Raw genomic sequence first — 25,488 nt, 5'->3', positions numbered from 1 at the left:
CCGCTGAACACCCCATCATCCTCGTGTGGCCCAGCTCGCGCCAGCCATTGCACAGGCAAAAACGCAGCGCCAGCAGGTTACCCGCCATCGCGCACAATTGCATCCGCGTGCAGTTCGACCAGTTGATCCCCCTACATGCTCGTGTAATTGTTGGCCCAAACCCAGGTGGCGTACCTGTTCAGCCGGGTAGAACACATCAAGCAGATTACCGTGCCCTTCTAGGTCAGCCGGTGGCGTATGCTGCCATGAGCAGCCGGAGAACATGAACATCCAAACGCACCTCCATACATGAGAAACCCAGCTGCTGGCACCCGCCGTGCGCCATGGCGCCAGCGCCCTCTACGCCCTGTTGGCCGATGACTTTCATAAGTTCGCCGCCAGCGGCGGCGCCTGGGAAAGCGCCCAGGTGATTGCGGCGCGCAGCCGAGAGCCGGTGGCCGAGCGCACGCTCAGCGACCTCAATGGCTGCGAACTGGCCCCTGGAGTGGTGCTGGTGACATACCTCTCTAGCCAAGGCACCTGCCGCCCGCGGTGCGCAGCTCGGTCTGAGGCGAGGGTACCCGGCAGCCGGGGTAACCGCTTCAGGCCCACCGGCGGGCCTGCCAGTGATTGTGGCCCGCGTGGCGGCCGCCACGAACTGTCCGGCCATGACGCTGGGCTGCCGCGGCACGCCGTATGGGTTTCTCAACGCCTAGGGGGTGAACTACATCGAGACCCTGCGCGGGTCACCGCCTTCCAGTATGGGGCACCGGCAGCCGCCGCCCGGGCAGCGTGTGGGTGGATAGCAAAACCACCTACCCTTTCGATGGCGATGCGCCTGTCGGTGGGCTTTGCCTGCTACGACTACGCTCACAACAACAGCCCCGACAGCCCCAGCTACCCCAGCTACCCCAGCTACTAGAAATGGCACGACCTGAGCGCTATGGCTGACCGGCGACAACTGTGGCGTTCCAACGCCGACCATCCACCCCCTGGCGAGATACGATCTACACAGTTCATGAAGAAAGCGGGGTGAAGTTTTCCAGGGGGCCCCTTCACCCAAAAGGGGCGCTTGGTGTGTCAAAGTTTCATACACACCGACTTGACTTCGGTAAACGTGTGAATCGCCTCGGCGCCTTGTTCGCGGCCAAAGCCAGACTGTTTGAAGCCGCCGAATGGCAGGGCCGGGTCGAAGCAGTGATGGGCATTGACCCACACGCTGCCGGCCTTGATCAGCTTGGCCATGGTATGGGCGGTGGACAGGTCGTGGGTCCATACACTGGCGCTCAGGCCAAAGGGGGTATCGTTGGCTTGCCGAGCGATATCATGCAAGCCTTCGTCGCCAAACGACGTCACGCAGAGTACCGGCCCGAAGATCTCCTCACGCATCACCGCCGACTCGGGCGATGCCCCCACAAGCAAAGTGGGTTGTACAAAGTACCCGGACTCGGCGGTTTCCAGGCCGGTGCTGATGACATCGGCCCCATCCCGCTGGCCCTGTTCGATGTAGTGGCGGACCCGGTCGAGTTGGCGTTTAGAAATCAGCGGGCCCAGCGTGGTTTCCGGCTCCAGGCCATGGCCCATCTTCAGTAGGCCTGCCTGCCGGATGATGCCTTCGATGACCCGATCATGAATCGAGCGGTGCACCAGAAGTCGTGAACCGGCGGTACACACTTGGCCTTGGTGAAAGAAGATCGCTTGTGCCAGGGCCGGAATAGCGTGGTCCAGATCGGCGTCGGCAAACACCACCATGGGTGATTTGCCGCCCAGTTCCAACGTCACCCGCTTGACCGAGTCCAGGGCTGTGCGGGCGACCTGTTTGCCGACTTCGGTCGAACCGGTGAAGGCGATCTTGTCGACCCCAGGATGAGCGGCCAGCGCCGCACCAGCCGCCGCGCCATAGCCGGTCACCACATTGATCACACCTGGCGGAAAGCCGACCTCCAGGGCGATCTGGGCCAGGCGCAGGGTGCTCAAGGGCGTTTGTTCGGCCGGCTTGATGATGGTGGTGCAGCCGGTAGCCAGGATGGGTGCCAACTTGTAGGCGGTGAGTACCAGCGGAAAATTCCACGGTACGATCTGCGCGACCACGCCGATGGGCTCGCGCAAGGTAAAGGCATGAGCATTGCCTGGGCTCGACAGCCCCACGGTGGCCCCCGCGACCTTGCTCGCCCAACCTGCCATGTAGTGGTAGGTGTTGGCCGTCAGCGGCACATCAACGTAGCGGGCATGGGTCACGGCCTTGCCGCAGTCGATCGCTTCGATCTGTGCCAATTCGTCGGCAAGCGCTTCCAGCCGCTGCGCGAAGCGCGTGATCAGCTTGCCGCGCTCCAGCCCGGTCATTTGCCCCCAGGGCCCCGCCAATGCCTGGCGGGCAGCCGTCACTGCGCGGTCGACATCGCTGGCACCGCCGGCGGGCACCTGGCTGAGCAGCGTGCCGGTGGCAGGGTCGAAAACATCAATCAGCTCACCGCTGTCGGCATTGCACCACTGCTCGCCAATCAACATCGGCTGAGCGCTGCCTAGGAACTGCCGCGCACCCTCGTTCAACAGCGGTGCGACACGAGTCAAATCAATCATGTTCACTATTCCTCAGCCCAGGGTAATGTGGGCGCTAGACAACGAGTGGGCCTTGCGCAGAATGTCGCCGGCCCGTTCGCCGATGATGACGGTAGGAGCCATGGTGTTACCGGTGGTGATGGCCGGCATGATCGAGGCATCGGCAATCCGCAAGCCGTCGATGCCATGCACCTGGAGTTGCCCATCGACCACCGACTGCTCGTCGCGGCCCATCTTGGCGGTGCAACTGCCGTGGAAGTAGGTGCCAGCAGCGTTGCGAATGAACTGCTCCATGTCCTTGGCTGAGAGGTTGCCGGGCATTACCTCACGCTTACGGAAGGGCGCAAGGCCCGCGGCGTTGCCGATGTCACGGCAGATTTCCACGCAGCGGATCATGGCCTTCATGTCTGTGTCGGTGCTCAGGAAGTTCGCCTCGATCAGCGGCGCGTCCAGGGGGTTGGCGCTGGCCAGGCGAATCTGCCCGCGGCTGTCGGGTCGGGCCAGCCCCGGCGCCAGTGTCCAGGCCGAAGCTGCTCCGGTCGGCACGTCGTACTGAGTGCCAGTGACTTCGCTGGCGAACGGGCACTCTTCGAGAACCGGCATCAGGTCCGGCGTTTTCAGCGAGGGGTCGCTCTTGCAGTAGAAAACGAACTCGGCAGCGTTGTTGCGCGGCGCCTCCGGCACGATGTACTCCCACATGCAACCGGCCAGCAGGATATGATCTTGAAAGTTCTTGCCGACCCCCGGCAAGTGGTGCCTCACTTCGATACCGTGCGGGCGCAACTGCGCCGCGTCACCAATGCCCGAGAGCATCAGCACCTTGGGCGTGTTCATTGCGCCGAGCGAGAGGATCACTTCGCGGGTGCATTCGACCTTGTGCAATTTGCCGCGACGGATGAATTCGACGCCGGTTGCCCGCTTGCCTTCCAGCAGTACCCTGCCGACTTCCGCGCAGAGCAGAATATCCAGGTTGCTGCGGCCCATGTACGGGTGCAAGTAGGTGGCCGCCATCGACACCCGCTGGTTGCCGTCTTGCACTAGCACATTGGGCAGGCCGCAGCCGCCGTCGCCTTCCATGGCGGCGCCGTTGATGTCCTGCACAAAGGGAATGCCCAAAGCCTGGGCCGACTCGATCAGCGCCGGCACCAGTGGAATCGGATTGTCCGGTTGCAGGATGTTCAGCAGGCCGCCAACCCCCCGCCGGTGCGCATCGGCCGGGCCCTTCCAATCCTCAATTCGGCGATAGAGGCTCAGCACCGATTCGTAGCCCCAGCCTTCGTCGTCTGCGCATTGTGCCCAGAAATCATAATCATGCTTGTGGCCGCGTGCCCAGACCGAGCCGTTGATGCTCGAGCCGCCGCCGAGTAACTTGCCCATGGGCAACAGTGGCGTACGGCCATTCAGGCTCGCCGACGGCTGCGCCTTGAAACCCCAATCCCGTGACGTGCCAATGTTCCACATCCACTGTGTCGAGTCGATGGCCTGGGGTACCCGATCGCTGCCCCCCGCTTCGAGCAAGAGCACGGTGACGTCGGGGTCTTCGGCCAAGCGCCGGGCGACGACGCAGCCGGCCGAGCCGCCACCGCAGACGATGAAGTCGTAGTGCGAGCGAATGGACTCGTTCATGATTTCGCGATCAGGCTTTACGTGGTCAAGAGAGTGATACATTTCAGACTCCAACAGAATTGGGTTGGGGGTTCAAGCGGCGGTGGCCTGAGGCTTGGCGGCAGCGTTTGCAGCCTGGGGCTGCATGTTCCAGTACACGTCATCCAGGCCGCGCTGCTCAGCTTGCGCAGAGACCCGAAGGCCTACGGTTTTCTCGATGATGAGCGACAGGATCAAGGCCGCGAAGGCGCTGATGGCAACGACGATCAGTACCCCTTCCAACTGCGTAGCGAACGACACATGGGCGTGCTGGAAGGCATAGGTGCCGTCGGCAATGCCAGGAAAGCCGCCTTGCGGCACACCGGCGCCGACCCAGCCCGCCATCAACACACTGAATACACTCGGCCCCAGCGCCAATGGCGTGACCTTGGGGTCGTCGATCTTCAGTTTGCGCAATAGGGCTTCGCCGCCGATCAGGATGAACGGCCCGCAGAGTGAGATGACCAGCGCTTGCCAGGGCAATACCAAGTCGAACAAGGCGGTACAGGCGAGGTAGCCCGCAACCGGCCCGCTGAGGATGTACAACGGCTTGCGCTTTCTGTAAGCGATCCAGCCGCCGCTAAGTGCCCCCCCTGCGAACGACATGAATACGTTGGCGAATACGATGCCCAGGCCGCTGGTGGTCATGGTCGGGCCGAAATAACCTTGCCCCGGCGTGAGAAAACCACAGCCGATGACGAACATGGGAATCGCCAGCAACAAAGCGAAAAAACCACCGGCTGCCAACAGCGGATTATGCGGCCCTGCCGGAATGCTCAGGCGGGGGCCCAAGCGCCAGGCCAGCACCAGCGACCACACGCCCACCAGCATGTACAGGCAATAGGCGCCAACGAAGTCGTGCAGGCCGGCATTGGTCAGCGGGCTCACCGAGCCGTAGGTCAGGTAAGACAAAGCGGGCACCATCACACCGCCGACGAATGCAGCGGTGATGAAACTTGCCCCCGGCTTGATCCGTTCGAGCCCCGCGCCATGAATCAGCGCAGCGGTGAGCCCGGAAAAGCAGAAGAAAAACACGCTGAAGACCTGGAAAGTATCGGCTTCCGGCACGCCGGCGGGGTCGATGTTCTGGGCAAACTTCGACAGGTTGGCGCCGGCCATCCACCAGTCGCTCAGCGCCTGGCTGAAACCGTTGGGTACGGCAAACGCCTGGTAATACTGGTAGTTCCATACGGCATAGCCCACCAGCATAAAGCTGCCGCTGGCGATAAAGGCGCTGAGGATTTTCTGCACGATGGTGTCCATCAGGTTCTTGCGATGCACGAAGCCGGCGTCAATCAGTGCTACGGCGATCACGCCGAGAAATACCCCCAGAGAGGCGAAGATGTAGAAAAAAGCGGTGACTTGCTGATGCAGGTCGACCTGGTCACTGAACACTTGCAAGGGCACGGACATATCGAGAGTTCTCCAGCCGATAGCGGCCAACAATGGGGCAGGGCTGAGCAGGAACCGAAACGGACTCTGGCCAGGCACAGAGCCTGCTGCTTCGTACGGCAGCTTTTATCCTGGGAGCACCAATGCATGGGCTATTCCAGTTTTTTCACAGCGCGTGAATGATGTGGGTATTAGATTTATCGTTCTGATTCAAAAGGGTTTTATATTTGGCAAGGCGTTGGATCAGGGGGAGCAAGAGCGGTCGGCAGATCCACCCAATGGGTCAGTGGGTCAACTTGACTCAGTCAACCTGAACCGGGCCAGGGGTAGTGGGCGCTGTTTTCATCCTTATCCTGGCAGCGAGCGGCATAATCGTTGCTTGATCCACGCGGGTGGGCTGTCGTGATACGGCCTTTCCCGCCGGCTTCCGGCGACTCGCTACAGGACTTCGTCATGTCCCTCTCGACTCCGATCGTACAGCGTGCGCGCTCCCTGTTCTTTGAGGCCGGAGAGGACCCAACGGGCCTGGTGGATAACGCGATCCTCGAGTCGTGGCGGCGCTGCGCCGGTTTTCGCCGGAACACGGCCGAGCGCATCGGCTTCAACATCCGAGACCGAATGCTGTTGGAAGACTTACAAGACCGGCACGCCACCCTGATCCAGGACTTCGACAGTACGCTGGGAGCGTTTTCCACGGTGCTCCATCGCTCGGGGTTCCATCCGGTGCTGACCGATGCCAACGCCATTACCATTGCCCGAGCCTGTGACCCTCGCCATGCCAGCGGCGACCTGTTCCATGCACTGCAATTGGGCAGTGACATGTCGGAGTCGGCCATCGGTACCGCCGCCATGAACTGCGCGCTGGTGTCACAGCGGGCGGTGCAGGTATTGGGTGACGAGCACTATTTCGATGCCAATTCGCTGTTCTATTGTGCTGCGGCACCCATCTTCGGTATCGACGGGCGCCTGGTGGGCGCGGTCAACCTGACCAAGCACCAGCACGGCCCAGAATTCGGTGCCCTGAGCTTTGTCGAGAGTTGCGCTGCCGCGATCGAGCAACGTCAATTGGAACGCTTGCTCGCCTGTTTGACCGTGCGCATGTCGTGGACAGCCAACGGCCAATCGCGCACCGCGACCGTGGCATTCGGTGTCGATGGCGAGCTGCTGGGCATGACCCGGGAGGCAGGGCAGTTGCTTAATCCGCGCGGCCAACCATTGTCGTGGTTGACCTTCGAGCGTCTGTTCGATGGACGCTTCGGGCCATGGCTCAAGCAACTCGCCGATACCGCTCGGCCCCAGCCGATTCGCTTGCATTCAGGAGCCTTTGTCTTTATCGAAGCGTTGGACGCCGTTGCGCCTCGGGCCTATACGCTCGACGCTGCGCCGACCGCACCGCTGATGGGCGATGGGCAGTTCCCGGCGCAATTCCAACTCGCGCTCAAAGCGCTCGGCAAAGACCTCTCGGTGCTGGTGCGCGGCGAAACGGGCACGGGCAAGGAGGTGGTTGCCCGCAGCCTGCACGAACGGCATTGCCGCAACCGGCCGTTTGTGGCGATCAATTGCGCCGCCTTACCGGAGCACCTGATCGAAGCCGAACTGTTTGGCTATGTTGAGGGTGCCTTTACCGGCGCCCGCCGTGGCGGCGCCAGCGGCCGTATCGAAGAAGCTGACGGCGGCGTGCTGTTCCTGGACGAAATCGGTGACATGCCCATCGCTCTTCAGGCCCGCTTGTTGCGGGTACTCGACACCCGCGAGGTCACCCGGGTGGGGAGCGGCAAGGCCCGCAAGGTCAAATTCAGCCTGGTCTGCGCGACCCACCAGAACCTGGAAAGCTTGATTGAAAAGGACCTTTTTCGCGCTGACCTTTTTTACCGGATTGCCGGCATAACCCTGACGCTTAGGCCATTGCGCCAACGCACGCAACAGGCGTCGTTGTTTCGCTCGCTGCTGTCAACGGCCTGCGGGCATCAGGGCGGTATCAGTGCTGAGGCACTGGACCTACTGACCCGCCATTCCTGGCCGGGTAACACCCGGGAAGTGATTAGCGTACTCAAGCGGGCTACCTTGATGTGCGACGCCCACCAGGTACTATCTGCCGAGTGCGTCCGCTTTGCTTTAACGCCGGCGGATGATCGGCGCAAAGCTTGTGCCACCCAAACAAACCAACAGCCCGTGCCTTTGGCCGATCTCGAAGAACAAGGCATCACTCAGGCCCTATACCGCACCCAAGGCAACGTGTCGCTGGCCGCTGAACAGTTGGGCATCAGCCGCTCAACATTACAACGCCGTATCCGTGCCACCCCGCAGCTTTTACGTGTGCGTGATGAACAGCGGCGATAAGCGCTTCTGATCACCGGCCCCGGTTAGCCCTGAGCGCTTGCACGTCAGGGCACCGATCCATGCCATCAATTATTGGAGGCAACTGCCCAAGCATCAAACCCACGGGATATGAATGATCATCAGCAGCGCTTCGCACCTTAAAACGGGGGGGGGGGCGGCGCCCCTGCGCTATCAGCGCTTAGCACCCGGCCGTTCGGAGTTACCGATAATGGTTTGATCGAAGCGCTACCCCACCACCAAGGATACGATGATCGTAGATTTATACAGTCACACTGTATATATTGGCATGAAGCCAACCTAGTGAATCCGGGCCACCTCATGTCTAAAACGAACAAAGCGCTTGTCTGCCGTTTCAACGAGGAGGTTATCGAGCAATGCAATCGCGCCGCTTTCGATGCCCTCGTGGCGGACGACTTCATCAATAGAACAACGGCGCCCGGTACACCCGACGGCAAGGAAAGCCTTTGGCACACCTTTAACCATGTGCTTCGCCCTGGGCTGGCCGACTTGAAGGTCACGGTGCTGGATCAGGTAGCAGAAGGCGACAAGGTCACCACGCGTAAGCGCATTACCGCCATACACGTCGGGGAGCTTTTGGGTATTGCGGCGACGGGCCGCTCGGTGGTGATCGACGTGATAGACATCGTTCGCATCCACAACAGTCAATACGTGGAGCACTGGGGCATCAACTCTTTGAGCGGCACGCTGGCCGCTCTGCGATCAGACTGATTGGTCGTTTTGTTCAGCGGCTAATAGGCGGCCCAGTATTTCGACGGCGCAACTCAGGGTTTCCAGTTCCGCCGCGTTCGTTTTGTGCTTGAGTTCGTCAGCCAGCCATTGGCTCCTTTGGCTCCGGCCGGTTTCAAGGGCCGCTTTTCCTTTTGCTGTCAATTCAATCAATTGTTTACGCCCGTCTACCGGGTCGGGGGTGCGGGTCACTAACGCCTGCAATTCCAACTGGTCGATAACCAGCCGCATGCTTTGATGCTTCACATGCCGGTAAGCGGCCACCTCGCTGATGCTGGCAGCGCCGTTGCGGTCTATAAACCCGAGCGTTTCAGATTGGGCAGAAGACGGCGTGTGTGCCTCGTTGCGTACCTTTCGGACCAGATCGCCGACCACTCTGCGAAGGCCCTCGGCCACTTGCTCAGCCCGCGATACGGCGTGCTGCGATGTTTGATGATTCGAAGGCGACAAAGCGGTGCCTCTATGCGGGTGGGGTGTATCGAGCATACAGGGCCCTCGCCGGTTTTTGCATGCTAATGGGTTACACGACTGCGGCGCCGGCCGGGCAAGATATCGTTCGGTTTATGATGCAAAGGTACAACTGGCAACCGTCGCGTCAGTTCAACGAAGGGCTACCGCCTACGGTTGCCGAGGAAAAGCTCAACGCAGTGTCCACGGTCAGTTGACCACCACCCTTTCGGCCGCGAATTCGAGGCACCAAATTTTTTGCCGCACGCGATCGTCGCCCGAAGTCATATGCCAACCATATGCAGGGAGTTGCGCCATGCGTACCGTCTCTATCTTCAAGAACGGCAAGAACCGGGCCGTTCGCTTTCCCGCCGATATGGCATACGAGGGCGTTGCGGAACTGGAAATCACCCGAGAAGGTGACGTGCTCACGCTGCGCCCTGCCCGGCCGTCCTGGGCGTCCTTTGCCGAACTGCAAAAAACCGATGCCGATTACCTGCAAGAGCGTGCTGCGATTGTGGACGATAAAGGCAGGTTCAATCTGTGACCACTTTCATGCTCAACACTGGCATTTGCTCCTTCATCATGCTCGACCATCCAGCATCGGTGCCGCAGCGGCCGATGGGAAAAGTGCAGAGGGGCAACCGGATTGTCATTTCAGCGATCACCTATGCCGAGATGCGTTACGGGCAAATCGGCAAGAAGGCTTCGCCCAAGCACAAGGCGCTCGTTGATGAGTTCGTGAGGCGACTGGATGCCGTGCTGCCATGGGATATGAAGGCCGTTGATGCCACCGTTGAAACCATGCGGTTGCTGTCTCAGGCCGCCCCCCATCGGCCCCAATGACACGGCTATTGCCGGGCATGCAGTGGCGCTCGACTGCACGCTGGTGACCAACAACGTACGCGAGTTTGCCCGGGTGCCAAATCTGGTATACGAAGACTGGGCTTAAGGTTTACCGCGGCCGCAATCACCAACTCCACTGGCGATGCCACACCGTCGCTTGGCGGGTCTGCCCAAGGTGGGGAAAGCTGTTCAGGCGCGCCATCGGTCCGCCTTCATGCATGCACACCGCCTACGTACCAAACCCCGCCTTATGTGGGGCAAGTACGTAGGAGAGCTGCGATTTCTGCGCGTACCTGGGAGTCGATGAGCACTAAGCCGGATTCGGTCAGGTCATCGCTCATGCGCAGGGGGCAAATCTCCGTCACGGTCATTCCGGTGCCAAAGCAGCTATGTGCCGGCCAAGGTCCGGGGGCTGCTTGATTCTCTCGCCGAACGGGTCGCGCAAGTTTGGGTTTGACGCATCGGTAGGGCGCTGTCCGAAAGCTGGCCTGCGTTGTCGCCCACGGCCCAGCATGCCGCATGATCGGGCCGCCTTGGCTCCATGGCCGTCGCTGGCCAGTATCTTGCTTGGCCTTAGGCGACTGATTAAAGCGAGCCAGACACCGTGAAATTTCATCAAATCAAAGCCTTGGTCGCGATCAATCAGTGCGGCAGCATCAATGAGGCTTCGCAAATCCTGCATGTTACCCAGCCGGCGTTGAGCCGCTCGATCAAGGATCTGGAACGCGAGCTTGGGCTGACCTTGCTGCAACGTTCGTACAAGGGCATGTCATTGACCGACGAGGGCCGGCGGATCATCCGCCACGCCCACATGGCGGTTGAAAGCATGCGGCGCTTGCAGATCGAGGCCGATAATATTCATGACACGGCAGTGGGGGAGGTGGCCATCGGGGTCACTTCACTGACCGCGATGCTGCCGGGGTTCGAGTTGTGCATCAGTGATTTCCAGGCGAAGAACCAACGGGTGCGGATCAAACTCGTCGAGCAGCGCCCGAGCCATATCGTTCAGCGCTTGCGCGACGGCACGCTGGATTTTGCCGTGACGTCGCAGCAAAACACCCAGCGCCTGAACCTCGATTGGGAGGCGCTGCATCGCATCCAGGGCGCGGTGCTCTGCAGCCCCAACAACCCGTTGCGCCAGTCGCGCTCGCTGCGCCAATTGCAGTACGCCAACTGGATCAGCTTGGATGAAATCGACGATCGCTCGTCGCAGTTCTATCAGATGTTCGAGGTCAACGATATCCACCCGCCGCAGAAGGTCATCGAGTGCGCGTCTCTGCTCCTGGCACTGCGTTTGGTAGAAAACGCCGATGCCTTCATGACACTGAGCCATCTGGCAGTGGGCAATACCCTGCCATCGGGCCGGGCGCCGGAGTTGGTCTGGGTCGAGGTCGAGGAGATCATCCCCGAGTACCCGATTTATCTGGTATGCGTCGACCGCCACTCGCTGACGTCGCCGGCCCGGGATCTGTTCTACGGCCTTAAATCCAAGCTGACCGCAGACCCATTGGCCGAGCGCGCCCGCTAAAAGTGATAGTACATACCGATTGCCAGGTTTTGGGGGTCGTCGCCGGCCTGCTCGAGCGGGATGCCGGCATAGGTGATGGCTGAATTGGGGCGGTTGTCGATCAGCGCGACACGGCCATAGATAGCCCAGTTGGGCCGCAAGAAATGGTCGTAGCCGAGCATCATCCCGAACGCATCCTTGTCGCCGAATTCGACGTTGCGCTTGACCAGCAGTAGGCGCGCCACGTCCGCTTTGCCCACGGGGGCGGTGATGCCTACGGTCCATGCGCTCATGCTCGGCGTAGCGCGGTAGTCGACGTCCTGGCGCTGCCAGGTCAGGCTGGCAGCGAGCGGCCCGAAGTCATAAAACGCCGAAGCGCTTTTGAAGTAATTGTGGGTTTGGCGTTGGCGATCGCCATCGGCCCATGGGTCGCTGAGGTAGTCGTTGAACGAGCCCAGTAAGATCCACCGGGCATTGCTGTATTGCACGCTCAGGCCCTTGCCGCGCAGGGTTTTCCCCGAACTGGCGGCGTCGTCCAGGCCAAAGCTCAACGCGCTGCCGAGGCTGAAACCGCCGAATTTGGGTGTGGTGTAGGCCAGTGTGTGCTTGGGCCGCAGGTCCAGATAATAAGCACCGCGCCCTGCGGGTGGGGTGGTCAGGTAGGTATAGGGCGAACCATAGGTGGCCAGGAACGGGTCGGCGAAGGTTGGCGTGCCCATGCCGTAGGTTTTGCCGAATTCCAGCTTGCCATAGTCCAGCGAGCGCAGCGCCACGACCGCCAGGCGTAACGCGCCGACCTGCTTCCAATGTTGGTCGAGCGCCTGGCCATTAAGGTTGAAGCCCTCTTCGACATCCGCCTCCAGCACGGTGCTCGGAGTGAGCGCCTTGCGCATATACAGCCCCAACTTATTGGTCCAAGCGGCGCCGCCGGCAACCTTGAAGCCGGAGTAATGGCCCGAGTCCTGGTAGTTCACAAAAGCATCGAAGGTGCCATAGAGCTTGAGGGTGTCGCTGTAGCCCTTGTCGACGTTGTAGTAGCCAAACCCCGAAGCCACCCGGGCGATCGCGGGGAAACCCTCCGCCAGGCTGGCGATAGGCAGTCCGAGCCCCAGAAGCATGGCGGCTAATGACGAGTTGCGCGCGCCGGTCGTACCCATTGCAGACTCTCCGTGAACATGATGGCTGAGGAGCTGCAGCCTCAATGAAAATAAAATCTGCAGGAAATTGTAATTTTTGGACTGTTATGCATTTTTGTTAATTTGCCGGCTGGGCGGGGAGGGTTTTCGGGCAGTAAGGGCGGGCATAGTGGGGAAAATAGCTTTTCGTGGCGCATTTAGGGCCCGGTTCGGTGCTTATTACTGGCAGAAATCAGTGCGTCGGATGGACCGCGGCGAACAACTCGCACTGCCATGGGGCGAAATTGCCTGGTGATGCGCTACAAAGTTAACCGTTGGTTAATCGCCTGCGAAAAGCGCAAGTGATTCATCGCCGGGGTTGCTCGATAGTTGGCGTCGACACGCGAATGACTGGAGCGAGCCCCCATGACCACTTTGCACTCGGATACCCCCATGGCGAACCGCACGGTGCGGCCCGGCGCCGCCATCGGGTCTAGAAAAGCCACCGTGGCGTGCGCCTTGGGTAACGCCCTGGAAATGTACGATTTCACCATCTATAGCTTTTTCGCCGTGGTGATCGCCAAGCAGTTTTTCCCGGCACAGTCCCCCATGGCGTCGTTGCTGATGTCGTTGACCGCGTTTGGCGTGGGCTTTCTGATGCGGCCGGTGGGGGCCTTGGTGATCGGCCGCTTCGCCGACCGAAAAGGCCGCAAGGCGGCGCTGACGTTGACCATCTTCCTGATGACCCTGGGTACCGCGCTGATTGCCTTTGCGCCCACCCACCAGCGGGCCGGGGTCTTCGGCACCGTGCTTTTAGTGATCGGGCGGCTGACCCAGGGGTTTTCCGCCGGCGGTGAAATCGGCACTGCCTCGGTGATGCTGATGGAGTCGACCTCCGCCGCCAAGCGCTGCCGCAGCGTCAGTTGGCAGGCCGCCAGCCAAGGTTATGCAGCCTTGGTAGGGGCCGGCATCGGCCTGTTGCTGACCAACATCATGACCACGCCTGCCCTGGAAGGCTGGGGCTGGCGTATCCCGTTCATCATCGGCCTGCTGATCGGCCCAGTCGGCTGGTACATTCGCAGCTGCCTGCCAGAGACGCTTGAGCCGGCAGCGACATGCGAACAGCCAGCGAGCCGCCGCAAGCCTCACTGGCGCGAGGCAATCGACCTGCGTAACACCGCCTTGGCCACCGGGCTGATGGCGAGCGCGACCATCGGCATGTACCTGTTCATTTTTTATATGCCATCGTACCTGGTTGCCACGCTGCACTATCCGCAGCGCAGCGCCTTGGCGATTGCCTGTGTCGCCGCGGCGTGCCTGGCGATCATCACACCGGTTGCCGGGCGCTATGCCGACCGCCACGGCCTGCGCAAAAAACTCCTGGTATGGACCGTTACCTTGCCGGTGATAACCGCATGGCCGGCGTTGTGGCTGTTGTCGCATACCACCGACGTGTACGCGGCGATGCTGACCGTGGCGTTGCTGGTACTGCCCGGCTGTGTCGGCTCCGGGGCGTTTTTCGCGCTGATTATGGAAGCCTTTGCCAAGCCGCAGCGGGCCTTGGGCACGTCGGTCAGCTACAGCTTCGGCGTAACCCTATTCGGTGGTTTTTCGCCGCTGATCGCTACATGGCTGACCTCGACCCTCAATGACCCGTTGGCCCCGGCCTTTTACTTGCTGGCCGGCGGGGCGGTCAGCCTGACCTGCCTGAAACTGTTCCCCGAACACATAGGAAGAGCCTGAACCATGCGCAGCCAATACACCGACACCGCGTTGAGCGACACCGATTTGCAAACCTTCGTGGCGTTGCGCCGGCAGCTCCATGCCGCGCCCGAGCTCGGGGCGCAGACGCCGCACACCGCCGAGCGAGTTGCCGCCAAGCTGGCGCAATGGGGCTACCAGGTCCATCGCGGTATCGGCGGCCATGGTCTGGTCGGGGTGCTACAAAAAGGCCAAGGCAGCCGCCGCATCGGCTTGCGCGCCGATATGGACGCGCTGCCGATGCAAGAGAAAAACGCCTTTGCCCATGCCAGCCAAATTCCCGGCCGCATGCATGCCTGCGGCCATGACGGGCACACCGCGATCTTGCTTTGCGCCGCCTATCGCCTGGCGAAGGGTGCTGACTTCAATGGCACCCTCAATGTGATTTTCCAGCCCGACGAGGAGGGGTTGTGCGGGGCCAAGGCGATGATCGACGACGGGCTATTCGAGCGTTTTCCGTGCGATGCGGTGTTCGCTCTGCACAACATGCCCGGGGCCCCGGTGGGCACAGCGGTGGTCCAGGCGGGGCCGACCATGGCGTCGTCCGAGCGGGTGCGGTTGAGTATCACCGGCAAGGGTGGGCACGGCGCCATACCTGAGCTGGCGATCGATCCGGTACCGGTGGTGGCCAGCTTGATCAACGCCATCCAGACCATCAAGTCACGCAACCTGGGCCCGGAGGAATATGCCGTGATCAGCATTGGGATGCTCCAGGCCGGGACCGTCTACAACATCATTCCCGATGAAGCCAGCCTGTTGATCAGCGTGCGCACCGACACCCCGCAAACTCAGCAAAAGATCAACCAGCGGCTCGAGCAAATCACCCGCGGCCACGAGCAGTTATTCGGCGTCAGCATTGACGTGCAGATTACCCAACTGGCCCCGGCGCTGATCAACCATGCGGCCGAAACGCAATGGGTGCGCCAAAGCCTGTCGCCTCTGTTCGCGCCCGGCCAGTTACACAGCCGCGGCCCCAAGGTGATGGGTACCGAGGACTTTGCCTGGATGCTCAATGAGGTGCCGGGCTGCTACTTCATGCTAGGGAACGGCGAGGGCGAGTTTCACGGCTGCTCGGTGCATAACCCACACTACGACTTCAACGACGAACTGATCCGCTTGGGTGCTGATTGCTGGGTCAAGCTGGTGGAAGATTTTCTCGTCTAGGCCCGGCCGTAGCGTCATCCTGTTCACGGAAAAGTGCCGCCCAAGGCGTGAAGCTGTTCGGCGTCGAGTTCGACTTCCAGGCTGCGATGAATGCCGGGCCAATGGAATTTCCCTTGGTTTAGCCGCCGTGCGGCAAGCCAAATGCCCACGCCATCGTGCACCAGGACTTTCATCCGGTTGGCGCGGCGGTTGGCGAACAGATAAGCGCAGTGCGGCTTTGCCGCACCGAACACTGCAACCACGCGGGCCAGTGCCGTGTCAGTGCCGGCGCGCAGGTCCATGGGCTCGGTGGCGAGCCAGATGGCATCAATGTGGATCACTGCGAGAGACCGCGGATAAAGCGTGCGCAGCCGTCGGGGTCTGAGGCTGGCCATTTGACAGTGATGGATTTGTCACCCAGCGGCAATGCGATCACCGCCGCCTCATCAGCCGGCCGCTTGGCCGTCGCGTGTACCGGCACGAACGCTGGCAAGGCTGCGGGGCCATGTCGCGGTAAATCGGCAGCCATTTGCGGATCACATTGGCGTTAATGCCGTGGCTGATGGCAACACTGGGAACCGTGGCTCCCGGTTGCAGGCATTCCTGCACGACCTGGGCCTTGAAGGGTTTGGGGTAAGAGCTTCATTGGCGCATGGAAATCCTAGCGATAAGGGCGATCGCGTCCGCTAAACAATACGCGGGCAACATCGCCCTTAATGCTGGAGTTCGGAAGGTGTGTTCCCTGAACGCTTACGGAGTATGAACGACACCGACACGCCGACCCGCCTGAGCTACCCTCTAGGCAGGCCATGCAAGACGGATTGACGCTGCTGGCGAATCTGCTGAACGAGGTTGCTGTGGGAGGAGCCACAACTGACGCGATTGCAGAGCGTCTAGAGGGGCCGTTATCACGCCCCACTTTTTAATGGATATTCGAAACTTCGCCCAGGCCACGGAACGCTTTCGCGGCTTAAGGGCGGCTGACCGCCTCACGAGATCGTTCAAACCCTTAGTCGAAAAGCCTGAGTGTCAACTCAGGTATTTATGCGCGTTTTCGATACCCAAGGCTTGAGATATGGAATCTGCAAGGTCCAGGGAACGACGCCAACGGCCCGGCGACGAACCGATTCCGGTTCGAAATCATGAAATCTAAGGTATGTTTCGGATCAGACGGCTGTGTGATCGGTCATATGAAGCACAAAAACCCTCCGAAAGGAGGGTTCTGGATGAAGATGGTGGGTCGTGTAGGATTCGAACCTACGACCAATTGGTTAAAAGCCAACTGCTCTACCAACTGAGCTAACGACCCGCTGGATGGCGTGCATGATACTGATTTATAACAACTATTCAATACCTTGCAGCAAAAAAATCAAAAATAACGGGTAGGGTCGGTTACGCCCGCCGCGGCGAAGCCCTCGGCACGCAGGCGGCAGCTGTCGCATTTGCCGCAGGCTTGGCCATCATCGTTGGCCTGATAGCATGAAACCGTGAGGCTGTAGTCAACACCTTTTTGCAGCCCGGCGCGGATGATGTCAGCCTTGCTGAGCATCTGCAGCGGCGCTTGGATGCGAAAGCCCTGCCCTTCTACACCGGCCTTGGTGGCCAAGTTAGCCATGCGCTCGAAGGCCTCGACGAATGCCGGGCGGCAGTCGGGGTAGCCGGAATAGTCCACGGCATTGACCCCGATAAAGATGTCCTGCGCACCGAGTACTTCGGCCCAGCCCAAGGCCAGGGCGAGAAACACTGTGTTGCGTGCCGGTACGTAGGTGACCGGGATACCGTCGGTGGGTGCTTCAGGCACGGCGATGCTGCTGTCGGTCAGTGCTGAGCCACCAATGCCGTCCAAGGTCAAGCCAATCACCTTGTGCTCGGCTGCCCCCAGGGCCTTGGCCACCCGCGCGGCAGCGTTGAGCTCTGCCCGGTGGCGCTGGCCATAATCGAAGCTCAGGGTATAACAGGTGTAACCTTCGGCCCGGGCCATGGCCACCACGGTCGCGGAGTCGAGGCCGCCAGACAGCAGGATTACGGCTTTTTTTACATTCATCGCGGTGCTCCTCAGCGGCCGGGTTCATCATTCCATAAAATTTTATGCAACTGCAGTTGCATACGCACAGGCAGGTTGTCGGCCACCACCCAGTCGGCCAAGTCGCGGGCGCTAACATCCTGGTGGCTGGGAGAGAACAGCACTTCGCCGGCGCGCTGCTCCAGGCGGTACTCGATGAGTTTGCTCACGGCCCAGTCGTAGTCTTCGCGCGAGCAGATCACGAACTTCACTTGGTCGTGGGCGGTAAGCAGCGCTATGTTCTCGTAGCGGTTGCGGTGGGCTTCGTTCGAGCCTGGGGTCTTGAGGTCGACCACACGGCTAACCCGGGTGTCGACCGCGCTGATGTCCAGTGCGCCACTGGTTTCCAGCGACACGCTGTAACCGCTGTCGCATAGCCGTTCAAGCAGGGGAATCACGTTAGGCTGGGCCAACGGCTCACCGCCGGTCACGCACACGTAACGTGGCCGGTAACCGGCCACCTGTTCCAAGAGGCTGTCGAGGGTGCGCTGGGTGCCGCCGCTGAAGGCGTAGGCGCTGTCGCAGTATTGGCACCGCAAGGGGCAACCGGTGAGGCGCACGAACACCGTAGGCAAGCCACTGGTCCGTGTCTCCCCCTGCAACGAGTAGAAGACTTCGGTAATACGTAATGTGTTTTGCATAGTCGCCACGGGCGTGACAGCGAAACAGGCCATCCGCCTCCGTTAGCACCGTGCGCAACCCCGCGTGAGCGTCGCTTGCGCCGATTGTGGTTCAAAGGGGCGCCGATTCTAACGAAAAAACCCGCGGCCAGCGCGGGTTTCTTCATGAAAGCGAACTGGTCACATGCGCGCCAAGTCGCGTTGCGCCAATTGCGCCGCCGAGGTGCCCGGGTACTGGCTCACCACCTGTTGCAGAAGGGGCTTTACCCGGTCGGTATGGCCCAGGCGGCGTTCGACGTCGGCCAATTTGTACAGCGAATCGGGCACTTTGGCGTGCTTGGGGTACGCCTGGCTGACCTTGGCGAACGCTTGGCCAGCGCCCTGGAGGTCGCCCTTGGCCAGGTTCACTTCGCCCAGCCAGTACTGCGCATTGCCGGCGTATTGGCTATTGGGGTAACGGCGCAGGAAGGCGGTGAACGCCTGGCTGGCCTTATCGAAATCCTTGGCCTTGATCAGGTCAAAGGCTGCATCGTAATAAAGCTTTTCTTTCGCAGGGTCGGCGGGCTCGCCACCTGCGGTGGGCTGCTGCGCACTTTGAGTGTCAGCCGCCGAAGCGCCCCCGGCATTGATTGCGCCGTTGGCTTGGGAAGTGTCGGCAGGTGCCGCCTGCTGCTGGGCGGAGCCTCCAGCGCCAATACGCCGGTCAAGGTCTTGGTAGCGGTCCAGTGCTTCCTGCTTCATTTGCTGGATCTGGTTCTGCTGTACTTCAACCTGGCCGCGCAAACGCGCGATGTCTTCTTGCATTTGCTGCAACTGCATGAACAATTCGCCCTGTGCCGAGACGGGGGCCTGTTGGGCCCCCGACCCGGCATAGGCGCCGCTCGTGCCATAACCGGAAGGTGGGTTGCTGCTGCCGCCATAATTACTGGCGTCACCCTCTACCACAGGAACCGCTGCCACCGCCGAAAGCGATAAGGACAGCGCCAAAGCAGTTACGACCAAACGGCACTTTCGCATGGCGAATTACTTACGCAGTTCGACGCGACGGTTCTGAGCCCAGGACTGCTCGTCGTGGCCGGTGGCAACCGGGCGCTCTTCGCCGTAGGAAACCAGCTCCAGCTGCGCAGGGGAAACGCCCTGCAGAACCAGGTAACGCTGAACGGCCTTGGCGCGGCGCTCACCCAGGGCCATGTTGTACTCGCGGGTACCACGCTCGTCGGTGTTACCTTCCAGAACGACGTGGGCGCCGCTGGCTTTCAGGTCCTTGGCGTGTACGTCCAGCGCGCGCATGGCTTCAGGCTTCAAGTCAGAGCTGTCGTATTCGAAGTAGAACGTGGTGATAGCGCGCAGAGCAGCTTCTTCGCTCAGGCTGCCGTCGACGGCACCGGTGTTGGCACCATAGCCAGCGTTCGGGTCAACAGCGCCGCCGTTGCCGGCGCCAGCGTTGTCACCGCCCTTGGAGGAGCAACCTACCGCTACGGCCATGGCCAGCGCCAGCGCAGCGAACTTACCAAACTTCAGCATTTCCATGTGAAACTCCTAATGAACCCCAGTGTGTTAAATAAAACGTCTTGCGCCGCGTCAGTTCAAGAAAGGGGACCAGGATGGTTCTCTGACTTCGCCTTGTGCGGTTGGAAGTGGAATCCTGACGCGTCCGTTCAAGGACACCAGCATCAAGACGCCCCGCCCCTCAGAACGGGTGGCGTAGATTACCATGGTGCCGTTGGGCGCAACAGTAGGCGACTCATCCAGACTTGAGTCTGTAAGAATCTTGACGTTACCGCGTTCCAGGTCCTGCGACGCCACCTTGAAGTTGGTAAAACCATCCTGGCGGTGGATCATCACCAGGGTCTTTTCATCCGCCGAAAGTTTAGGCGCAGCATTATAGTTGCCTACGAACGTCACCCGGTCGGCATTGCCGGAACCGATGGTGGTCTTGTAGATCTGTGGCTTGCCGCCCCGGTCAGAGGTGAAGTACAAGGTGCGGCCGTCTTTACCCCAGGTTGGCTCGGTGTCGATGGCCGGGCTGTTGGTCACCCGCGTGAGCCCACGGGTGGCGAGGTCCATCACGTAGATTTCCGCGTTACCGTCCTTGGAGAGCACGAACGCCAACCGGTTGCCATCGGGCGAGAAGGCCGGGGCGCCGTTGAGGCCCTCGAAGTTGGTGAGCATTTCACGGCGGCCAGTATCGATGTATTGCAAGAAGATGCGCGGCTTGCGCTGTTCGAACGACACATAGGCGATGCGCTTGCCATCGGAGGCATAGCGTGGCGAGAGGATCGGTTCGCGCGATTGCAGCAGGGTCACGGCACGTGCGCCGTCATAGTCGGAACGCTGCAATGTGTACCGAGTATTGCCGGCGGAAAACTGCTCGGCGGTCACATAGAGGATACGTGTGGAGAACGCGCCCTTGATACCCGTGAGCTTTTCGAACGACTGGTCGGCAATGTAATGAGACATATCACGCAGTTGGTCGGTGCCGCCGGACACGCTCCCGTTCAACACCTGCTGCTCGGTATTGACGTTATACAACGCGTAGGTCACCTGCAGCCGGCCCCCGCTGGGTACGATATTACCGATCACGATGTATTGCGCACCCAGTGCCTTCCAGTCACGAAAGATGATGTCGGTGGGCTGGGTAGGCTGGCTGATCATGTTTTGCCGAGGAATCGGCGCATAGTAGCCGGAGTTGCGCAGGTCGTTACCGATGATCTCGGACATGTCCTCCGGCAGCACGGCACCGCCTTGGAAGCCGAACGGCACCACGGCGATAGGGGTGGCGCGGTCGGTACCGCTGGTGACCAGGATGTTCTTTTCATCTGCCGATGCGAACCCTGCCGCGCAGCAGAGCACGACCAGCAGCCCTCGAAGAAGGTTTATCACAACGCAAGATCCTCAGGTGTGAATGTCATTTTGAATGAACGATAGGGGTTGAAGTCTTTGGGGCTCAAGCCCTGCATTTCGATCAGGCGCCCGATGTTCTTCACCGCGGCCACCGCCGAGCTGTCAAACGGCGAATCGCCACTGCTCTTGGCCACGCTCACGTTGGTGACGGTGCCGTCGGGCAGCATGTTGATCTGCAGTATCACGGTCATCCCCTTGCGGGCGGACGGTGGGCGGTTCCACCCTTCGGCCGCGCGTGAACGAATCAAGTCATCGAAGTTGCCTGCCACCTCATCGCCTTGCTCGTCGGCCAGCGCTTGCTGGCGCTCGACCTTGTCGGACAAAAGGTCGGCCAGGGCCTGGGCCTTTTTATCTTCCTGGGACTTACGCGCCGCGTCCTGAGCCTTCTTCTTGGCCGCGTCGGCGGCAGCTTGTTTCTTGGCGTCGTCAGCGGCCTTTTTCTTGGCATCGTCAGCCGCTTGCTTCTTGGCATCCTCGGCCGCTTGTTTCTTGGCGTCCTCGGCGGCCTTCTGCTTGGCGTCCTCTTGCGCTTGTTTCTTCGCGTCGTCCTCGGCCCTTTTCTTGGCGATGGCGGCCTCCTCTACCTTTTTAGCGTCAGCGGCTTTCGCGGCATCGGCGGCCTTTTTCGCCTCTGCCGCCGCGGCGGCTTCATCGGCGGCGGCTTTTTTGGCTTCGTCCGCCTGGCGCGCCTGCTCGGCCTTTTGAGCGGCGTCGGCTTTCTTTTGTTCCGCCGCGGCGATTTGCTCTTGCTCGACCTTCTTCTGCTCCATCTGCTCGATCTCGGTCTGGCGGGCAGCGGACTTCTTGGCTTCGCCGGCGAGCTTCTGGTTGGTCTGCGTGGTGGCCTGGCTCTTGGATTTGAGCTGGTAGAGGGTAGCCTGCACGATCGGCTTGCTCGGTGGCAGCTCAGGGGTGAAGGCAAAGCTTACGAACAACGCACCGAAAATCACGACGTGCAGCACAATGGCCCAAAAAGTGGGCCAGAAATAGTTTTCCGAGCGGGCTGGCTCACGCTGTCGCATCACGGCGCCTCAGTGATCAGGCCGACGTTGCCGACACCGGCCTTTTGCAACCCGCCCATGGCGCCCATCACGGCACCGTAGTCCACGGTTTTGTCAGCCCGGATGAACACTTGGGTTTTCTTACCGCTGGCATTGCCCTGGTTGATGATCGCGGTCGCGGCCTGGGTCATCTGTTCAAGGGTCATGGCCTTGTCCATTTGGCGCTGCGTATCGACCTCGCTGCCCACATTCCAGTAGTAGGTTTTGTCGGCCTTGATGGAGATGGTCAGAATCTGCACATTGTTGTCTTGGGGCAAGGCTTCGCTGGAAACCTTGGGTAGGTCGACCTTTACCCCCTGGTTGATCATCGGTGCGGTAACCATGAAGATGACCAGCAGCACCAACATCACGTCGATGTACGGCACTACGTTCATTTCGGCTACCGGCTTGCGTTTTTGCCGAACTCGAGCCATTGCAAAATACCTGTTTATTCTTCGCTGGTGTGCACCTTGCGGTGCAGGATGGCCTGGAACTCGTCGGCGAAGGTGTAGTAACGGCCGATCAGGGTTTCACTGCGCGCGGCGAAACGGTTATAGGCGATCACTGCCGGGATCGCCGCGAACAGGCCGATGGCGGTGGCCACCAGCGCCTCGGCGATACCCGGGGCTACGGTGGCCAGGGTCGCCTGCTGCGCGCTGGCAAGGCCACGGAAGGAGTTCATGATCCCCCATACGGTGCCGAACAGGCCGATGTAGGGGCTGGTGGAGCCGACGGTGGCCAGAAACGGCAGGGTTTGGTCGAGTTTTTCTTCCTCGCGGGAGATAGCCACCCGCATCGCGCGCGAGACCCCCTCCATGACCGCGTCCGGGTCTACACCCGGTTGCTGGCGCAGGCGCGAAAACTCCTTGAAGCCCGCGCGAAATATCTGCTCCACACCCGAATCCGGGTCGGGGTTGCTGCCGGCCTGGCGGTATAGCTTGGACAGGTCGATCCCCGACCAGAAGCGCTCCTCGAAGGCGTCGAGCGCGCGGCGCCCGGCACGGATCAGGTTGCTGCGCTGGAAGATGATGACCCAGGAAGTGACCGAGGCGGCCACTAGGATCAGCATCACCAACTGCACCACTACACTGGCATTGCTGACCAGGCTCCACATGGAGGTATGGTCGACGGCGGTTGCTTCCACGCTTGCTCTCCTGATGTTTCAGTATAAACCCGGGCCATCGGCGGCGAACGCAGTTCGCATCGCGACGGGCATGGCCCGGGGCTTGAAGTTATCGGCCCGCACACAGGCGACTAGCACATGGCCTTCGCACAGCAGCGTGCCATCGCCGACACGCGTTACCTGCTGGCGAAAGCGCACGCGAGCACGCCCCAATTCGACCACCTCGGCGTTGACCTGAAGTTCGTCATCCAACCGCGCCGGCGCCCAGTACCGCGCCTCGCTGCTGTGGACCACGAACAGCAGGTTTTCCGCCGCCAGCCTCGACTGCACGAAACCTAGGTCACGCAGCCGTTCGGTACGCGCCCGCTCCATGAACTTGAGGTAATTGACGTAATAAACGATGCCACCGGCATCGGTGTCCTCGTAATAGACGCGACAGCGAATGGCGAAGGGCCCTGACTCGTTTTGCGCGCGCATACTCTAGTGCTTACTCCTCGGGTTGCCAATCCGGCGATGCAACTGTTTTTTTCCACGCTCGCCGCGACCTGCGCGCATCGCACCTAGGACCATAAAAAACCTGAATAAATCATTGTGTCCCATGATTTTTTATTCACCGCCAGGCTCCCCAAGGTCAAGGCTACCCAGCGCCCCACGCACCTGCAGGCCGAAGTGCAGGTAGGCATGGCGGGTAACTACCCGGCCACGCGGCGTGCGCATGATGTAGCCCTGCTGGATCAGGTAAGGTTCGAGCACATCCTCGATGGTGTGGCGCTCCTCGCCGATGGCCGCGCTGAGGTTATCCAGCCCCACCGGGCCGCCATCGAACTTTTCGATCATCGTCAGCAGCAGGCGCCGGTCCTGGTGGTCGAAGCCGCGCTCGTCCACATCCAGCAGGTTCAGCGCCAAGTCTGCCACCGCCTTGTCGATATGACCCTTGCCACGCACCTGGGAGTAGTCACGTACCCGCCGCAGCAGGCGGTTGGCGATACGAGGGGTGCCGCGGGCGCGCCGGGCGATCTCGAACGCGCCCGGCTCGTCGATGGCAAGGTTGAGGATCCGGCCGGACCGCGCCACGATAGTGGCCAGGTCCGCGGCACTGTAGAACTCCAGACGCTGCACGATGCCGAAGCGGTCGCGCAGGGGGTTGGTGAGCATGCCCGCCCGGGTGGTGGCGCCGACCAGCGTGAACGGCGGCAAATCGAGCTTGATCGAACGGGCCGCCGGACCCTCACCGATCATGATATCGAGCTGGAAATCTTCCATGGCCGGGTACAGCACTTCTTCGACGATCGGCGAAAGCCGGTGAATTTCGTCGATGAATAGCACGTCATGGGGCTCAAGGTTGGTCAGCATGGCCGCCAAGTCACCCGGGCGTTCAAGCACAGGGCCCGAGGTGCTTTTGATCGACACGCCCATTTCTTCGGCGATGATGTTCGCCAAGGTCGTCTTACCCAGCCCCGGAGGGCCGAAAATCAAGGTGTGATCGAGCGATTCGTGGCGTGCCCGCGCGGCCTGAATGAACAATTCCATCTGCTCGCGCACCACCGGCTGGCCGATGTATTCGGCCAAGCTCAACGGGCGGATGGCGCGGTCCTGTTGCTCATCACGCCCGCCACCGGCGGCAGATATCAAACGATCGGCTTCGATCACTTAAATCATCCCCTTCAGCGCATGGCGAATCAGCTCTTCGGAAGACAGCCCCTGGGCATCGATCGCCGACACCGCCTTGCTGGCCTCTTGGGGTTTGTACCCCAGGGAAATCAGAGCACTGACCGCATCGGCTTCAGCGCTGGCGACCGGCGCCTGTGGCGTGCTGTAAGGCATCAGCGCGAACATGGCCGGGCTGGTTTGCCAAGCCTTGAAGCGGTCCTTGAGCTCGACCAACAGGCGTTCGGCGGTTTTTTTGCCTACCCCAGGCACCTTGACCAGCGCTTGGGCGTCCTGCGCCTGCACCACCCGCACCAGTTCATCGGCCTCAAAGCCCGACATCAGCGCCAAGGCAAGCTTGGGCCCTACGCCATTGAGCCGGATCAACTCGCGAAACAGCTCCCGCTCGCGCTTTTCAAAAAAACCATAGAGTAACTGGGCATCTTCACGCACCACCAGGTGCGTGTGCAGGGTAACCGCCTGGCCGACCGACGGTAGGCGGTACAAGGTGGTCATCGGTACTTCGAGCTCATAGCCCAGGCCGTTAACGTCTACGATCAAGTGCGGCGGTTGTTTCTCCGCCAGGGTGCCACGCAAGCGTCCAATCACATC

At 61.0% G+C, this 25,488-nt stretch carries 25 protein-coding genes, 1 tRNA gene and 2 pseudogenes; 8 read left to right on the top strand and 20 right to left on the bottom strand.

Features of this window, described 5'->3' with window-relative positions:
* The first annotated feature begins 316 nt into the window (after positions 1 to 316).
* Positions 317 to 901, top strand: a complete 585-nt coding sequence (locus HAQ05_RS18065) for a hypothetical protein (protein WP_190423151.1) — start codon at positions 317 to 319, stop codon at positions 899 to 901.
* A 158-nt stretch (positions 902 to 1,059) separates the two neighbouring features.
* Here the strand turns inward: HAQ05_RS18065 and HAQ05_RS18060 are convergent, their stop codons facing one another.
* Genes HAQ05_RS18060 through HAQ05_RS18050 form a run of 3 tightly spaced genes read right to left on the bottom strand, consistent with a single transcriptional unit; the run spans position 1,060 to position 5,595 of the window.
* The gene (locus tag HAQ05_RS18060; protein ID WP_190423037.1) at positions 1,060 to 2,559 is read right to left on the bottom strand and encodes an aldehyde dehydrogenase family protein; all 1,500 of its coding nucleotides are present in this window, start codon (positions 2,557 to 2,559) and stop codon (positions 1,060 to 1,062) included.
* A gap of 12 nt (positions 2,560 to 2,571) precedes the next feature.
* Entirely contained in the window at positions 2,572 to 4,206 is a 1,635-nt protein-coding gene (locus tag HAQ05_RS18055; protein WP_190423036.1) for a GMC family oxidoreductase, read from the bottom strand.
* A 30-nt stretch (positions 4,207 to 4,236) separates the two neighbouring features.
* Complete coding sequence (locus HAQ05_RS18050; protein WP_190423035.1) at positions 4,237 to 5,595, bottom strand: ammonium transporter; 1,359 nt, start codon at positions 5,593 to 5,595, stop codon at positions 4,237 to 4,239.
* A gap of 432 nt (positions 5,596 to 6,027) precedes the next feature.
* On the opposite strand from HAQ05_RS18050, the gene HAQ05_RS18045 reads away from it, so the two are divergent.
* Both HAQ05_RS18045 and HAQ05_RS18040 read left to right on the top strand, forming a co-directional pair.
* Positions 6,028 to 7,914, top strand: coding sequence for a sigma-54-dependent Fis family transcriptional regulator (locus HAQ05_RS18045; protein WP_190423034.1), 1,887 nt, complete (start codon positions 6,028 to 6,030; stop codon positions 7,912 to 7,914).
* A 318-nt stretch (positions 7,915 to 8,232) separates the two neighbouring features.
* Complete coding sequence (locus HAQ05_RS18040) at positions 8,233 to 8,643, top strand: ester cyclase (protein ID WP_190423033.1); 411 nt, start codon at positions 8,233 to 8,235, stop codon at positions 8,641 to 8,643.
* On the opposite strand, the gene HAQ05_RS18035 is transcribed toward HAQ05_RS18040, so the two are convergent.
* Positions 8,635 to 9,147 carry a MarR family winged helix-turn-helix transcriptional regulator gene (locus HAQ05_RS18035; protein WP_190423032.1) on the bottom strand — a complete coding sequence of 171 codons (513 nt, stop codon included), beginning with the start codon at positions 9,145 to 9,147 and terminating at the stop codon, positions 8,635 to 8,637. The genes HAQ05_RS18040 and HAQ05_RS18035 overlap by 9 nt on opposite strands.
* Before the next feature lie 277 nt (positions 9,148 to 9,424).
* Here HAQ05_RS18035 and vapB point away from each other — a divergent pair, with 277 nt between their 5' ends.
* The 3 genes and pseudogenes from vapB to HAQ05_RS18020 all read left to right on the top strand — a co-directional run bounded on the left by vapB (position 9,425) and on the right by HAQ05_RS18020 (position 11,482).
* Positions 9,425 to 9,655, top strand: a complete 231-nt coding sequence (gene vapB / locus HAQ05_RS18030; RefSeq protein WP_190423031.1) for a type II toxin-antitoxin system VapB family antitoxin — start codon at positions 9,425 to 9,427, stop codon at positions 9,653 to 9,655.
* A pseudogene (locus tag HAQ05_RS18025) lies at positions 9,652 to 10,060 on the top strand (type II toxin-antitoxin system VapC family toxin). Before vapB ends, HAQ05_RS18025 begins: the two are co-directional and overlap by 4 nt.
* Before the next feature lie 498 nt (positions 10,061 to 10,558).
* The gene (locus tag HAQ05_RS18020) at positions 10,559 to 11,482 is read left to right on the top strand and encodes a LysR substrate-binding domain-containing protein (protein WP_190423030.1); all 924 of its coding nucleotides are present in this window, start codon (positions 10,559 to 10,561) and stop codon (positions 11,480 to 11,482) included.
* Here the strand turns inward: HAQ05_RS18020 and HAQ05_RS18015 are convergent.
* Complete coding sequence (locus HAQ05_RS18015) at positions 11,479 to 12,618, bottom strand: porin (RefSeq protein ID WP_190423029.1); 1,140 nt, start codon at positions 12,616 to 12,618, stop codon at positions 11,479 to 11,481. The two genes, HAQ05_RS18020 and HAQ05_RS18015, sit on opposite strands and share 4 nt — an antisense overlap.
* Positions 12,619 to 13,002: 384 nt before the next feature.
* Between HAQ05_RS18015 and HAQ05_RS18010 the strand changes: the two genes are divergently transcribed.
* Complete coding sequence (locus HAQ05_RS18010) at positions 13,003 to 14,319, top strand: MFS transporter (RefSeq protein ID WP_190423028.1); 1,317 nt, start codon at positions 13,003 to 13,005, stop codon at positions 14,317 to 14,319.
* A gap of 3 nt (positions 14,320 to 14,322) precedes the next feature.
* Complete coding sequence (locus HAQ05_RS18005; protein ID WP_190423026.1) at positions 14,323 to 15,501, top strand: M20 aminoacylase family protein; 1,179 nt, start codon at positions 14,323 to 14,325, stop codon at positions 15,499 to 15,501.
* Between the two features lie 23 nt (positions 15,502 to 15,524).
* On the opposite strand, the gene tnpB is transcribed toward HAQ05_RS18005, so the two are convergent.
* From tnpB to ruvA, 15 genes and pseudogenes are all read right to left on the bottom strand, one after another.
* Entirely contained in the window at positions 15,525 to 15,821 is a 297-nt protein-coding gene (tnpB, locus tag HAQ05_RS18000) for an IS66 family insertion sequence element accessory protein TnpB (RefSeq protein WP_338050258.1), read from the bottom strand.
* Positions 15,818 to 16,009 carry a hypothetical protein gene (locus tag HAQ05_RS28730; RefSeq protein WP_238935092.1) on the bottom strand — a complete coding sequence of 64 codons (192 nt, stop codon included), beginning with the start codon at positions 16,007 to 16,009 and terminating at the stop codon, positions 15,818 to 15,820. The genes tnpB and HAQ05_RS28730 overlap by 4 nt, the downstream gene beginning before the upstream one ends.
* 23 nt (positions 16,010 to 16,032) lie before the next feature.
* Positions 16,033 to 16,089: pseudogene (locus HAQ05_RS29505) on the bottom strand (hypothetical protein); the annotation flags it as partial.
* A gap of 624 nt (positions 16,090 to 16,713) precedes the next feature.
* Positions 16,714 to 16,789: transfer RNA gene (locus HAQ05_RS17990), tRNA-Lys, on the bottom strand.
* Positions 16,790 to 16,849: 60 nt separating this feature from the next.
* Complete coding sequence (gene queC, locus HAQ05_RS17985; RefSeq protein ID WP_190423020.1) at positions 16,850 to 17,524, bottom strand: 7-cyano-7-deazaguanine synthase QueC; 675 nt, start codon at positions 17,522 to 17,524, stop codon at positions 16,850 to 16,852.
* 11 nt (positions 17,525 to 17,535) lie between these two features.
* Positions 17,536 to 18,183 carry a 7-carboxy-7-deazaguanine synthase QueE gene (gene queE / locus HAQ05_RS17980; RefSeq protein WP_190423018.1) on the bottom strand — a complete coding sequence of 216 codons (648 nt, stop codon included), beginning with the start codon at positions 18,181 to 18,183 and terminating at the stop codon, positions 17,536 to 17,538.
* 159 nt (positions 18,184 to 18,342) lie between these two features.
* The gene (gene ybgF, locus HAQ05_RS17975; protein WP_190423017.1) at positions 18,343 to 19,179 is read right to left on the bottom strand and encodes a tol-pal system protein YbgF; all 837 of its coding nucleotides are present in this window, start codon (positions 19,177 to 19,179) and stop codon (positions 18,343 to 18,345) included.
* Between the two features lie 6 nt (positions 19,180 to 19,185).
* Positions 19,186 to 19,692 (bottom strand): peptidoglycan-associated lipoprotein Pal, encoded by a 507-nt coding sequence (gene pal / locus HAQ05_RS17970; RefSeq protein ID WP_190423016.1) that lies wholly within the window; start codon positions 19,690 to 19,692, stop codon positions 19,186 to 19,188.
* A gap of 51 nt (positions 19,693 to 19,743) precedes the next feature.
* Positions 19,744 to 21,045 carry a Tol-Pal system beta propeller repeat protein TolB gene (gene tolB, locus HAQ05_RS17965; protein WP_190423015.1) on the bottom strand — a complete coding sequence of 434 codons (1,302 nt, stop codon included), beginning with the start codon at positions 21,043 to 21,045 and terminating at the stop codon, positions 19,744 to 19,746.
* Positions 21,042 to 22,091: a cell envelope integrity protein TolA gene (gene tolA / locus HAQ05_RS17960; RefSeq protein WP_190423014.1), complete on the bottom strand. Its 1,050-nt coding sequence runs from the start codon at positions 22,089 to 22,091 to the stop codon at positions 21,042 to 21,044. Before tolA ends, tolB begins: the two co-directional genes overlap by 4 nt.
* Positions 22,088 to 22,540 carry a protein TolR gene (gene tolR, locus HAQ05_RS17955; protein WP_190423013.1) on the bottom strand — a complete coding sequence of 151 codons (453 nt, stop codon included), beginning with the start codon at positions 22,538 to 22,540 and terminating at the stop codon, positions 22,088 to 22,090. The genes tolA and tolR overlap by 4 nt, the downstream gene beginning before the upstream one ends.
* A gap of 14 nt (positions 22,541 to 22,554) precedes the next feature.
* Positions 22,555 to 23,250, bottom strand: a complete 696-nt coding sequence (tolQ, locus tag HAQ05_RS17950; RefSeq protein WP_190423012.1) for a protein TolQ — start codon at positions 23,248 to 23,250, stop codon at positions 22,555 to 22,557.
* A gap of 18 nt (positions 23,251 to 23,268) precedes the next feature.
* Positions 23,269 to 23,706 carry a tol-pal system-associated acyl-CoA thioesterase gene (gene ybgC, locus HAQ05_RS17945; RefSeq protein ID WP_190423011.1) on the bottom strand — a complete coding sequence of 146 codons (438 nt, stop codon included), beginning with the start codon at positions 23,704 to 23,706 and terminating at the stop codon, positions 23,269 to 23,271.
* A 129-nt stretch (positions 23,707 to 23,835) separates the two neighbouring features.
* Positions 23,836 to 24,879, bottom strand: a complete 1,044-nt coding sequence (ruvB, locus tag HAQ05_RS17940; protein ID WP_190423008.1) for a Holliday junction branch migration DNA helicase RuvB — start codon at positions 24,877 to 24,879, stop codon at positions 23,836 to 23,838.
* The gene (gene ruvA / locus HAQ05_RS17935) at positions 24,880 to 25,485 is read right to left on the bottom strand and encodes a Holliday junction branch migration protein RuvA (protein WP_190423006.1); all 606 of its coding nucleotides are present in this window, start codon (positions 25,483 to 25,485) and stop codon (positions 24,880 to 24,882) included.
* Between the last annotated feature and the right edge of the window lie 3 nt (positions 25,486 to 25,488).

Source organism: Pseudomonas typographi (assembly GCF_014694385.1).
GTDB classification, from domain to species: Bacteria; Pseudomonadota; Gammaproteobacteria; order Pseudomonadales; family Pseudomonadaceae; genus Aquipseudomonas; species Aquipseudomonas typographi.
This window is presented reverse-complemented; position numbering and strand designations above follow the sequence as displayed.

Bases quoted from the DNA above. Each gene is read 5' to 3' on its own strand.
- HAQ05_RS18055 (WP_190423036.1), bottom strand. From the start codon at position 4,206: ATGTATCACTCTCTTGACCACGTAAAGCCTGATCGCGAAATCATGAAC.
- HAQ05_RS18045 (WP_190423034.1), top strand. From the start codon at position 6,028: ATGTCCCTCTCGACTCCGATCGTACAGCGTGCGCGCTCCCTGTTCTTT.
- vapB (WP_190423031.1), top strand. From the start codon at position 9,425: ATGCGTACCGTCTCTATCTTCAAGAACGGCAAGAACCGGGCCGTTCGC.
- ybgF (WP_190423017.1), bottom strand. From the start codon at position 19,179: ATGCGAAAGTGCCGTTTGGTCGTAACTGCTTTGGCGCTGTCCTTATCG.
- queC (WP_190423020.1), bottom strand. From the start codon at position 17,524: ATGAATGTAAAAAAAGCCGTAATCCTGCTGTCTGGCGGCCTCGACTCC.
- ybgC (WP_190423011.1), bottom strand. From the start codon at position 23,706: ATGCGCGCGCAAAACGAGTCAGGGCCCTTCGCCATTCGCTGTCGCGTC.
- HAQ05_RS18035 (WP_190423032.1), bottom strand. From the start codon at position 9,147: ATGCTCGATACACCCCACCCGCATAGAGGCACCGCTTTGTCGCCTTCG.
- HAQ05_RS18040 (WP_190423033.1), top strand. From the start codon at position 8,233: ATGTCTAAAACGAACAAAGCGCTTGTCTGCCGTTTCAACGAGGAGGTT.
- HAQ05_RS18060 (WP_190423037.1), bottom strand. From the start codon at position 2,559: ATGATTGATTTGACTCGTGTCGCACCGCTGTTGAACGAGGGTGCGCGG.
- HAQ05_RS18050 (WP_190423035.1), bottom strand. From the start codon at position 5,595: ATGTCCGTGCCCTTGCAAGTGTTCAGTGACCAGGTCGACCTGCATCAG.
- HAQ05_RS18005 (WP_190423026.1), top strand. From the start codon at position 14,323: ATGCGCAGCCAATACACCGACACCGCGTTGAGCGACACCGATTTGCAA.
- tolR (WP_190423013.1), bottom strand. From the start codon at position 22,540: ATGGCTCGAGTTCGGCAAAAACGCAAGCCGGTAGCCGAAATGAACGTA.
- HAQ05_RS18010 (WP_190423028.1), top strand. From the start codon at position 13,003: ATGACCACTTTGCACTCGGATACCCCCATGGCGAACCGCACGGTGCGG.
- queE (WP_190423018.1), bottom strand. From the start codon at position 18,183: ATGCAAAACACATTACGTATTACCGAAGTCTTCTACTCGTTGCAGGGG.
- HAQ05_RS28730 (WP_238935092.1), bottom strand. From the start codon at position 16,009: ATGGCTGCCGATTTACCGCGACATGGCCCCGCAGCCTTGCCAGCGTTC.
- HAQ05_RS18015 (WP_190423029.1), bottom strand. From the start codon at position 12,618: ATGGGTACGACCGGCGCGCGCAACTCGTCATTAGCCGCCATGCTTCTG.
- pal (WP_190423016.1), bottom strand. From the start codon at position 19,692: ATGGAAATGCTGAAGTTTGGTAAGTTCGCTGCGCTGGCGCTGGCCATG.